The sequence below is a fragment of the Phyllobacterium sp. 01N428 genome (assembly GCF_056399405.1).
The window spans coordinates 1620033-1629386 of the sequence record NZ_JBFTRH010000001.1 but is presented as its reverse complement, the minus strand read 5'-3'; the positions used below and the strand labels follow the sequence as shown (position 1 = coordinate 1629386).

Here is a 9354-nt window from a genome sequence, read left to right as displayed (position 1 = left end):
GCAAAGGCGAGTTCGCCGCCTTCTACAAACGTCTCGTCGCCAGTGGCAAAAAGCCGATCGTCGCTCTCGCTGCCGTCATGCGAAAGATCGTTGTCGTGCTCAATGCGAGACTGAGAGACGACCTCGTTCAACAGAGTTGATGACGGCGGAGGGGCCCGAGGATAACGGCCGAGAAGCCCCTGGGATAACCGGAACAGGGATGAAATAAATTAAAGCAGCGGCCGTGAGGCCGCCGCTGCTCTCAAAATTTGTCGCATCAGTGCAGGATCTGGCTGAGGAACAGCTTGGTGCGCTCGTGCTGCGGATTGTCGAAGAATTCCGCTGGCGCGTTCTGTTCGACGATCTGGCCCTGATCCATAAAGATCACCCGGTTGGCGACCTGGCGGGCAAATCCCATTTCGTGAGTAACGCACACCATGGTCATGCCCTCTTCGGCAAGTTGCACCATGGTGTCGAGCACTTCCTTGATCATTTCCGGATCGAGCGCCGAAGTCGGCTCATCGAACAGCATGATGCGCGGGTTCATGCACAGCGAGCGGGCAATAGCAACGCGCTGCTGCTGGCCACCGGACAACTGGCCCGGATACTTGTTGGCCTGTTCCGGAATCTTGACGCGCTCGAGATAGTGCATCGCGACCTCGTCCGCCTTCTTCTTCGGCATCTTGCGAACCCAGATCGGCGCAAGCGTGCAATTCTCGAGGATTGTCAGATGCGGGAACAGATTGAAGTGCTGGAAGACCATACCGACTTCGCGGCGGACTTCGTCGATCTTCTTCAAGTCGTTCGTAAGCTCAATGCCATCGACGATGATCTTGCCGCTCTGGTGTTCTTCGAGGCGGTTGATGCAGCGGATCATGGTCGACTTGCCCGATCCCGAAGGCCCCGCAACGACGATGCGCTCGCCGCGCATGACCTTGAGGTTGATATCCTTGAGGACGTGGAAATCCCCGTACCACTTGTTCATGTTGATGATATCGACAGCCACGTCCGTCTTCGACACGTGCAAGAGCGATCGGTCGACGTGGATTTCATTTGGGTCAACAACGTTTTCGGTTGTCATTATGCGGTGCTCCTCAGCGTTTATGTCCTTTGTCGAGCCGCTTTTCCATGAAGATGGAATAGCGCGACATCCCGAAACAGAAAATCCAGAATACGAAACCGGCAAAAATCAAGCCGGAGATGGGGGTCTGCGGTGATGCCCAATTGGCATCGGCGAAGTGCTGCTTCACGGTTCCCAGCAGGTCGAACATGCTGATGACCGTTACAAGGCTGGTATCCTTGAAGAGGCCAATGAACGTGTTGACGATGCCCGGGATGACCAGCTTGAGCGCCTGCGGAAGGATGATGAGCCCGGTCTTCTGCCAATAGCTCAACCCCAGCGAATCTGCGCCCTCATACTGCCCCTTCGGGATTGCCTGCAGACCACCGCGCACCACTTCCGCCATATAGGCCGAAGCAAAGAGCGCAACGCCGATCAGAGCACGCAGATACTTGTCGAAGGATACACCCGGCGGCAGGAACAGCGGCAGCATATAGCTTGCCATGAAGAGCACGGTGATGAGCGGGATGCCGCGGATCGTCTCGATGAAGATGACGCACAGCATCTTGATTACCGGCATCTTTGAGCGCCGCCCAAGCGCAAGCGCAATGCCGAGCGGCAGCGATACTGAAATGCCGACGAAGGATAGCGTCAACGTTACCAATAGTCCGCCCCAATTGGCCGTCTCCACATAAGGCAAGCCAAACCAGCCGCCGACAAGCAGGAAGAAGGCGACAATCGGGAAGATGAAGAAGAAGACGATGGCGTTGGCAACCTTGTACGGGGCCTTCGGAATGAGCAGCGGCACGAGCAGCAACACAAACAGGATCGCGACGATATTGACGCGCCAGTGCTGATCGATCGGATAGGGCCCATACATGAACTGGCTGAAGTTGGCGTTCACATAGGCCCAGCAGGCGCCCGACCATCCCTCAGGCTGGATGCCGCCCTGCGCCACCGTGGAGCAGACCGACCGGTCCGGACCGGACCAGACGGCGTTTACGAACAGCCAGTTGATGATACCGGGCAGGAACCAGGCGATCACCAGCAGCGCAAATACGGTCAGAGCCGTATCCATCGGCGTCGCGAAGAGATTGATTCTCATCCAGCGGATGATGCCTCGCTCTCCGAGCGGCGGGGTCTGCTCCTGCAACATTTCGGTGCGAACGTAGCTTAGATTATTATCCATGATCAGCGCTCCACCAGTGCCACTCTGGCGTTGAACCAATTCATGAAGATCGACGTCAGAACGCTGATGCCGAGATAAACCACCATCCAGATCGCAACCACTTCAATCGAGTGCCCCGTCTGGTTGAGGATCGTACCGCCCACAGCCACGAGATCGGGATAACCGATCGCAACAGCCAGGGACGAGTTCTTGGTGAGATTCAAATACTGGCTCGTCAGCGGCGGAATGATGATGCGCATCGCCTGCGGAACGATGACAAGCCGGGTCGTTGGACCGGCACGCAGCCCCAGCGCATGGGAGGCCTCGGACTGCCCCTTGCCCACGCCGCGAATACCGGCGCGGACGATCTCGGCAATGAAGGACGCCGTATAAAACGACAGCGCGAGATAGAGCGACATGAATTCCGGGCCGATTTGCGCGCCACCCTTGAGATTGAACGAGCCTAGGACGGGATAGTCGAACGACAGCGGAAAACCCTTGACCAGCAAGGCAAGCAGCGGCAGACCGACGATCAGAGCAAGTGCGGTCAGTCCAACCGGAAACTGCTGCCCGGTGACCATCTGGCGCTTGCGCGCCCAGCGCTTTACGAGCAGCGCTCCGACGATACCGACGATGAGGCCCACGCCGGCAAGCCAAGCGCCTTCGCCAAACACCGGCGACGGAAAGAAGAAACCGCGATTGTTGAGGTAGGTATTGAACGGCAGATGGATGCTCTGGCGCGCCTGAGGCAGCACCGAGAGAACGCCGAGATACCAGAAGAAGATGACCAGCAGCGGCGGAATGTTGCGGAATATCTCCACATAAACCGTGCAGATCTTGCGGATCAGCCAGTTATGCGACAACCGCCCGATACCGATGACGAAGCCGATGATCGTCGCAGTTATGATGCCTACGAAGGCGACCGTGATCGTATTGAGGATGCCGACCCAAAGCGCCTTGATGTAGGTGGAATCGCTCGAATAGGCCAGATACGGGCTGCTGCTGATGTCGAAGCCGGAACGGCCGTCCAGAAATCCGAAGCCAGACGCCAGATTAGCGCGCTGAAGATTGGTGATGGTATTGTTGATAATCCAGTAAATAAGACCCGCGATGACAACAACCGTCAGTACCTGAAAAACCAGTCCGCGAACTTTCGGATCGTAAAGAAGCGACGCCTTGGCGCTCGATCTTCCGACAGGCGTTATGTCCTGCGATGCCATTGACCCCTCGATTCATTCGTTTTTATTCTTATTATTATTGTTTTATGGTCGAGGGCGAGGAGGCAATGCCCCCTCGCCCCATGTTATTTGAGCATGAGTTAATCAGCGGATCGGCATCGCGTATTGCAGGCCGCCCTTGCTCCATTGTGCATTGATGCCGCGAGCAATCTTGAGCTTGCTGCCCGAGCCGATGTTGGTCTCGAACACTTCGCCGTAATTGCCGACTGCCTTGACGATGTTGACCACCCAATCGTTGGTCAGGCCAAGGTCCGTACCGAGCTTGGTATTGGCTTCCTGGCCGAGAACGCGCTTGATTTCCGGACTGTCGCTCTTCGTCAGTTCCTCGACATTTGCCTTGGTGATGCCGAGTTCTTCGGCGGTCAGCAGCGCAAAGTGCGTCCAGCGAATGATATCCGCCCACTGATCGTCGCCCTGGCGTACGACCGGACCAAGTGGCTCCTTCGAGATGATTTCAGGAAGAACGACATGGTCGTCCGGCGCCGAGAGCGTCAGGCGGATGGAGTAAAGGCCGGACTGGTCGGTGGTGTAGACGTCGCAACGGCCGGAATCATAAGCCGCGTTGACCTCTTCGAGCTTCTCGAACACGACGGGATTGTATTCCATCTTGTTCGCCTTGAAATAGTCAGCAAGGTTGAGCTCAGTTGTGGTGCCGGCCTGTACGCAAACCGAAGCGCCGGATAGCTGCAGAGCCGAGTTGATGCCCGACAGCTTCTTCGAATTGATCATGAAGCCCTGGCCGTCAAAATAGTTGACGCCGGTGAAATCGAAGCCCTGCGTATCGCGGCTGAGCGTCCATGTGGTGTTGCGGATCAGAACGTCGATTTCGCCGGACTGCAGGGCCGGGAGACGATCCTTCGCCGAGAGAGGCGTAAACTTTACCTTGGTTCCATCGCCAAAGATCGCAGCGGCGACCGCGCGGCAATAATCGACGTCGAAACCGGACCATTCGCCCTTGTCATTCGGAGCGCCGAAGCCGGCAAGACCGGTGTTGACGCCGCACTGGAGGAAGCCCTTCTTCTTGACGTCGTCGAGTGTGCTGGCGGAGGCAGCGGTCGCCAACAGAACGAGCGCCGAAACAGCAAGCGTGCCCTTCAAAACAAGATTTTTCATAACAAGTGTACCCTTTGGTTGTATTGCCCTTAGTTCCCAGAGAGGAAAAGTACGATATTGGCAGGTAACCCCCATACCCAAAAAGGGCCCAATACCTCTCCCATTCACCGCTGCATCGAAGGCCATTCTGTCTGTTTGGTCAAGGGACAATCTTTGCTTGAGAATATTGCAAAACAGGCCGTTAACCTGCCCTCAAAGCGATTATTCTGATTATTCGCTGTGCAAATCGCGATCCGCTCACCAAAAATTGTCGCGAAAGCGGATTTTGGGCCAGAATCGCCCGTCAGAAACAAAGGCAGTGCGGCGCCCTGCGAGGAACCTTGCAAGGGCAACCGTCAGTAGAAAGCCGACGCTGTAGCCGGCCACGACATCGGTCGGATAATGGGCGCGCACCAGGATGCGGGTAAATGCGATGAACATCGTTGCGAGGATGATCGCAACCCGCCAGCGCGGAAACCACAATGCAAGCACCGCGCCGACGGCACCCATGGTCGTCGAATGGCCCGACGGAAAACTTGCGAAATCATATCCCGACACAAAGGGCGAGAAGGCGTTTGGACCGAGCGTATCGATGAATTTCGGCCGGGCGCGTCCGATCAGAAACTTTGCGATATTGGTGAAAATACCCGAAAGGGCGATCGCCCAGAAAGCGAATGTCGCTTGCGAATAGATCAAGCCGAACTGAACTCTTCTTGTCCGCGCCAGACCCCACCAATCGATGCCGATAAGGCAAACTGCGACGGCAAACGCTGGGATCAAATACCACTGAGAAAGACCAATGTCGGTCAGGTGGCGCGCCTCGCGCAACCGTCCGTGCGATGACAGTGTGCGCGACAGCCACTCATCGTAGGGATGCAGCAAGAGAATGACGAAGACGATCATGACCGCAGCCATGGTCATTCCTTGCGTCCAGGCGGGTTCGGTCGCCGGATAAGCGGGCGCATTCATGCGGCGCAGAAAGCGGATGACGGACTGGCCCGCGCGCACGAAGCCGGAGGGGCGGTCCTGAAGCTGATCCGTCATATTTCCTTTCGACGCTCCCTGTTGCAACCGGCGCGCTGCCGGATTATCGACTTCTCACCAGACAGACAAGATGTGGAGACGAACTCATGGACAAGCAACCGGGTAAGCCGGCGAAACTGGGCATCAACACCAGATTGGCGCATGGTGGATACGATCCGCACGACTATCATGGCTTTGTCAATCCGCCCGTCGTCCATGCCTCGACGGTGCTTTTCCCCGACGCTGAAACCATGGCGGGCCACAGGCAGAAATATACATACGCAACGCATGGAACGCCGACAACGGATGCGCTTTGCCGCGCAATCGACGAACTCGAGGGCTCGGCAGGAACATTGCTCGTCCCTTCAGGTCTGGTAGCGGTAACGCTCCCCCTCCTCGCTTTTCTTGCCCCTGGCGATCACCTGCTGATGGTCGATTGCTGCTACGGCAATACAAGGCACTTCTGCAACACGATGCTGAAGCAGTTCGGTGTCGAGGTCGAATATTACGATCCGCTCATCGGTGCGGGAATCGAAAAGCTGATCAAGGCGAACACACGCGTCGTCTTCACCGAATCGCCGGGTTCCAACACGTTCGAGGTGCAGGACATTCCGGCTATCGTGGAAAAGGCACATGCTGCCGGCGCCATTGTGATGATGGACAATACCTGGGCAACGCCGCTCTATTTCAGGGCGCTCGATTTCGGCGTCGACATAACGATTCACGCAGCAACGAAATATCCATCAGGACATTCCGACATATTGATGGGAACGGTTTCCGCCACCGAGGCATGCTTCAAGAAGCTCGACGCTGCCTATACCGCCCTCGGACTTTGCGTCGGCGGTGATGATGCCTACCAGATCCTGCGGGGCCTCAGGACCATGGGCGTGCGCATGGAGCGGCATGCCAAGAGTGCGCTCGAAATTGCCAATTGGCTGGAGCGGCAGGACGGTGTGGTCGAAGTCCTCCATCCGGCGCTTGAAAGCCATGCCGGCCACACCCTCTGGAAACGCGACTTCGGCGGCGCCGGCGGCGTATTCTCAATTGTCATCGCTGGCGGGGTGAACCAGGCGCACGCCTTCCTCAATGCGCTGAAGATATTCGGTCTCGGCTATTCCTGGGGCGGCTATGAGAGCCTTGCCGTCCACGTCAATCTAGGCGGGCGGGTCATCACCGGAAAAAACTATGCCGGCCCCTTGATCCGCCTCCAGATCGGGCTCGAAGACCCTTCCGATCTGATTGCAGATATCGAAAATGCGCTTGCGGCAGCAAGAACGGCGTGAACGACGTGAAGAGAAGTGATTTCAGTTCATGCGGGGTTCTTGTTAGAACGACCGGATGAAACGCTTCGCTGCGATCTTCGCGCTGATAACTGCGCTTTGCATTGGCTGGGTGCCGGTATTCGCCGCACCCGGACGGCTCGCCGCGGAAATCGGGACGCAGCACCACGGTTTGGAGACGCCAGCGGCCCGGCACATCCATCACCAGCGCAACTGTGATGGACAAAATCATTGCGCGCAGGACCCGGCGCCGCATCTTGCCGCCTGCGCCGCCTGTATCGGCGTTCCAGCAACGGCACTGATGGTTTTAGTTGCCGCAAAGCCTCGAATCGTCATTCCACGCGACCGGCAACTGCCGCTCGTCAACGGCATACCAGCGCCCCTGCCACGTCCCCCCAAGCTCTGATCGTAAACACTTTTCGCAATTGACGCGCAGGTGAGCCGGGCCAAAGCCTCGCGCATGATTTCTGCTGGCCCAAGGAAAGTTACAACAATGAAGAGAGTTTATACGACAGCGCTGGTTCTCGGCATGGCCTTCGCTACGCCCGTTATTGCCCAGGATGACAGTTCACACGGGAAGATGCAGCATGAGATGTCCGCAAAGCCCGCCGGCGATCAGAGTGCCCCATCGAAGGCCTTCGCCGCGGCCAATGCCAAAATGCACGAGGATATGGCGATCAAGTTCACGGGAAAGGCCGACGAGGATTTCGTGCGGGGCATGATCGCACACCACCAGGGTGCCATAGACATGGCGAAGGTTGAACTCGAATACGGGAAGGATGCGGAGATCCGTAAACTCGCGAGCGAAATCATCGCGGCCCAGGAAGCGGAAATCAAACAGATGAAGAGCTGGCTGGCCAAAAACGGCGGCTGACGCTCCAAAAAAATCACCCGCCGGCGAGACCGGCGGGTGACCACATTGTTTGACTTGAAACTAGATACGCATCTCATAGCTCGCTGCGCGCTTTTGCAAGCATAGTTGCCACAGACTATAGGCGGCATCGGCATAGGTCGAAGTGCCCACCTTGAATTCAGCTGAACGCAACGGCAACAGATCTTCAATGACGTCCAATGTGCGTGCCGGAAGAATGTCCGTGCAAGTCCACAGGCGGCGGAACACGGTACTGATCGCGACCCGCTTCTCGTTAACGTCAATTACCGGTTCATCAGTGCCGAGTTCCCAGTCCTCAAGTGCATCGATCGCGTCTTGGAAGGCGTTTTGCAATATGATCGGCGCGTGGCCGTCGTGAAGTGGGTGCAGCAAACCAGGCATTCCTGTCTCCTCACTCTTTGGGTTGCACGACCGGGGGCTCCCGGAAGTAGAATCATAAGGGCGGAACGACGGTTTCAGCAAGCGCAAACTGCGATATCATACTAAATTACTAGGCATATCGGATTAAATCCAGATTTCCCGACAGTTTTAACCTTCTTTTTTTATCCGGAATATCAAAAGATTCTTCTATATAACTGATTTATAAAACTTGTGTCTTTTCGCCAAATTCGCGATCCGCTCGCGCTCATCCATCGATCGAGTGGTGAAAAACCCGGGTCCGCACGGGAATCACTGCCTGAATTGATCATTTAGCACCATTTGACGACGTGCCTGAACTCAAGTAAGAATTCGTTTATAGTTTTTTATCTTTTTAGATTTTTTCGGATTTAAACATCATGTATTTCGATGAGTACGTGGAGCTGGCATCCACATCGATTTTTACTTTCCAGACAAAGAAAACCGGCCTCGGGCCGCTGTCGGCCCTGCGGTTATTTGCAGCCGAATTTCTTCGGTCCTCTGGCCGGCGCGGAATTGATGAACTACCACGCGCAGTCCAGGCTGCCCTCGAAGTGCGGTGCCAGGGCGACGTGGCCATGGTTTGCCGGATACTCGATGGAGTTGGCGCGTTGCGCCGCAATTCCACTGTGCTGGAACTCGGCGCCGGCCGCGGCGCCACCACAAGCGAACTCGCCACTTGCGGCGCATTTACGCGCGTGCTGGCGGTTGAGCCGGAGCCCGAAAATTTCCGTGCACTTGCTCGAAGGGTTGCCGACAAAAATCTCGATGAGGTTGTACACAAGGTCCCCTCCGCCGCCGGCATGATCGATGGCATGATCAATTTCCATGTTAACCGTACCGACAGCCTCAAGAGCAGCGTCAGGCAAAAACATGCATCGGACATGCCGCTGCGGACCACCGTCAACACCGCCCAAACTATATTGGACGATGCGCGTGTCCCCACAAACCAGTTGGGCCTCGTCTGGATCGACATTGAGGGTTACGAGACGATGGCGTGCCTTGGCCTTCTCCAGGTCATGCGGCAGAGCATCCCCATTTACGTGGTCATGTCACCAAATCCGGCCCAACCGGGCCAGACCGCAAGTTTTTTGCGCTTTCTTGCAACTCATTACCATCGCTGTGTTGTATTTGACGACGAAAGCGCGCGGATAACCACGATAATGGATATTCCGACCAATCGCGTCGGCCAGCGCGTTCTGATTGTCAACTGAGCCCGATCATGG

The 9354-nt window shown here is 56.5% G+C and carries 10 protein-coding genes and 1 pseudogene; 5 read left to right on the top strand and 6 right to left on the bottom strand.

The features are described from left to right. Positions 1-140 (top strand): annotated as a pseudogene (locus AC1DNI_RS08040) (IS110 family transposase); the annotation flags it as partial. 116 nt (positions 141-256) lie between these two features. Here the strand turns inward: AC1DNI_RS08040 and AC1DNI_RS08035 are convergent. The 5 genes from AC1DNI_RS08035 to AC1DNI_RS08015 form a co-directional block, all read right to left on the bottom strand. Beyond that, positions 257-1060: an amino acid ABC transporter ATP-binding protein gene (locus AC1DNI_RS08035; protein WP_027232368.1), complete on the bottom strand. Its 804-nt coding sequence runs from the start codon at positions 1058-1060 to the stop codon at positions 257-259. Between the two features lie 13 nt (positions 1061-1073). Further along, positions 1074-2228, bottom strand: coding sequence for an amino acid ABC transporter permease (locus tag AC1DNI_RS08030; protein ID WP_027232367.1), 1155 nt, complete (start codon positions 2226-2228; stop codon positions 1074-1076). Between the two features lie 2 nt (positions 2229-2230). Beyond that, on the bottom strand, positions 2231-3427 hold the full coding sequence (locus tag AC1DNI_RS08025; RefSeq protein ID WP_153667717.1) for an amino acid ABC transporter permease: 1197 nt from the start codon (positions 3425-3427) through the stop codon (positions 2231-2233). A gap of 102 nt (positions 3428-3529) precedes the next feature. After that, complete coding sequence (locus tag AC1DNI_RS08020) at positions 3530-4558, bottom strand: amino acid ABC transporter substrate-binding protein (RefSeq protein WP_027232365.1); 1029 nt, start codon at positions 4556-4558, stop codon at positions 3530-3532. Positions 4559-4795: 237 nt separating this feature from the next. Beyond that, positions 4796-5581: a phosphatase PAP2 family protein gene (locus tag AC1DNI_RS08015; RefSeq protein WP_051615118.1), complete on the bottom strand. Its 786-nt coding sequence runs from the start codon at positions 5579-5581 to the stop codon at positions 4796-4798. Positions 5582-5667: 86 nt separating this feature from the next. Between AC1DNI_RS08015 and AC1DNI_RS08010 the strand changes: the two genes are divergently transcribed. From AC1DNI_RS08010 to copM, 3 genes are all read left to right on the top strand, one after another. After that, positions 5668-6843: a cystathionine beta-lyase gene (locus AC1DNI_RS08010; protein WP_477691439.1), complete on the top strand. Its 1176-nt coding sequence runs from the start codon at positions 5668-5670 to the stop codon at positions 6841-6843. Positions 6844-6898: 55 nt separating this feature from the next. Beyond that, on the top strand, positions 6899-7246 hold the full coding sequence (locus AC1DNI_RS08005) for a hypothetical protein (protein WP_477691438.1): 348 nt from the start codon (positions 6899-6901) through the stop codon (positions 7244-7246). A gap of 87 nt (positions 7247-7333) precedes the next feature. Beyond that, positions 7334-7714 carry a CopM family metallochaperone gene (copM, locus tag AC1DNI_RS08000; protein WP_477691437.1) on the top strand — a complete coding sequence of 127 codons (381 nt, stop codon included), beginning with the start codon at positions 7334-7336 and terminating at the stop codon, positions 7712-7714. Between the two features lie 60 nt (positions 7715-7774). On the opposite strand, the gene AC1DNI_RS07995 is transcribed toward copM, so the two are convergent. Then, positions 7775-8113, bottom strand: a complete 339-nt coding sequence (locus tag AC1DNI_RS07995) for a BRA0787 family protein (RefSeq protein ID WP_027232361.1) — start codon at positions 8111-8113, stop codon at positions 7775-7777. 626 nt (positions 8114-8739) lie between these two features. On the opposite strand from AC1DNI_RS07995, the gene AC1DNI_RS07990 reads away from it, so the two are divergent. Beyond that, entirely contained in the window at positions 8740-9342 is a 603-nt protein-coding gene (locus AC1DNI_RS07990) for an FkbM family methyltransferase (RefSeq protein ID WP_477691436.1), read from the top strand. Positions 9343-9354 lie beyond the last annotated feature (12 nt).

Excerpts from the sequence above, each read along its gene's own strand:
- copM (WP_477691437.1), top strand. The coding sequence starts at position 7,334 with ATGAAGAGAGTTTATACGACAGCGCTGGTTCTCGGCATGGCCTTCGCT.
- AC1DNI_RS07995 (WP_027232361.1), bottom strand. The coding sequence starts at position 8,113 with ATGCCTGGTTTGCTGCACCCACTTCACGACGGCCACGCGCCGATCATA.
- AC1DNI_RS08020 (WP_027232365.1), bottom strand. The coding sequence starts at position 4,558 with ATGAAAAATCTTGTTTTGAAGGGCACGCTTGCTGTTTCGGCGCTCGTT.
- AC1DNI_RS08030 (WP_027232367.1), bottom strand. The coding sequence starts at position 2,228 with ATGGATAATAATCTAAGCTACGTTCGCACCGAAATGTTGCAGGAGCAG.
- AC1DNI_RS08035 (WP_027232368.1), bottom strand. The coding sequence starts at position 1,060 with ATGACAACCGAAAACGTTGTTGACCCAAATGAAATCCACGTCGACCGA.
- AC1DNI_RS08015 (WP_051615118.1), bottom strand. The coding sequence starts at position 5,581 with ATGACGGATCAGCTTCAGGACCGCCCCTCCGGCTTCGTGCGCGCGGGC.
- AC1DNI_RS08025 (WP_153667717.1), bottom strand. The coding sequence starts at position 3,427 with ATGGCATCGCAGGACATAACGCCTGTCGGAAGATCGAGCGCCAAGGCG.
- AC1DNI_RS08010 (WP_477691439.1), top strand. The coding sequence starts at position 5,668 with ATGGACAAGCAACCGGGTAAGCCGGCGAAACTGGGCATCAACACCAGA.
- AC1DNI_RS08005 (WP_477691438.1), top strand. The coding sequence starts at position 6,899 with ATGAAACGCTTCGCTGCGATCTTCGCGCTGATAACTGCGCTTTGCATT.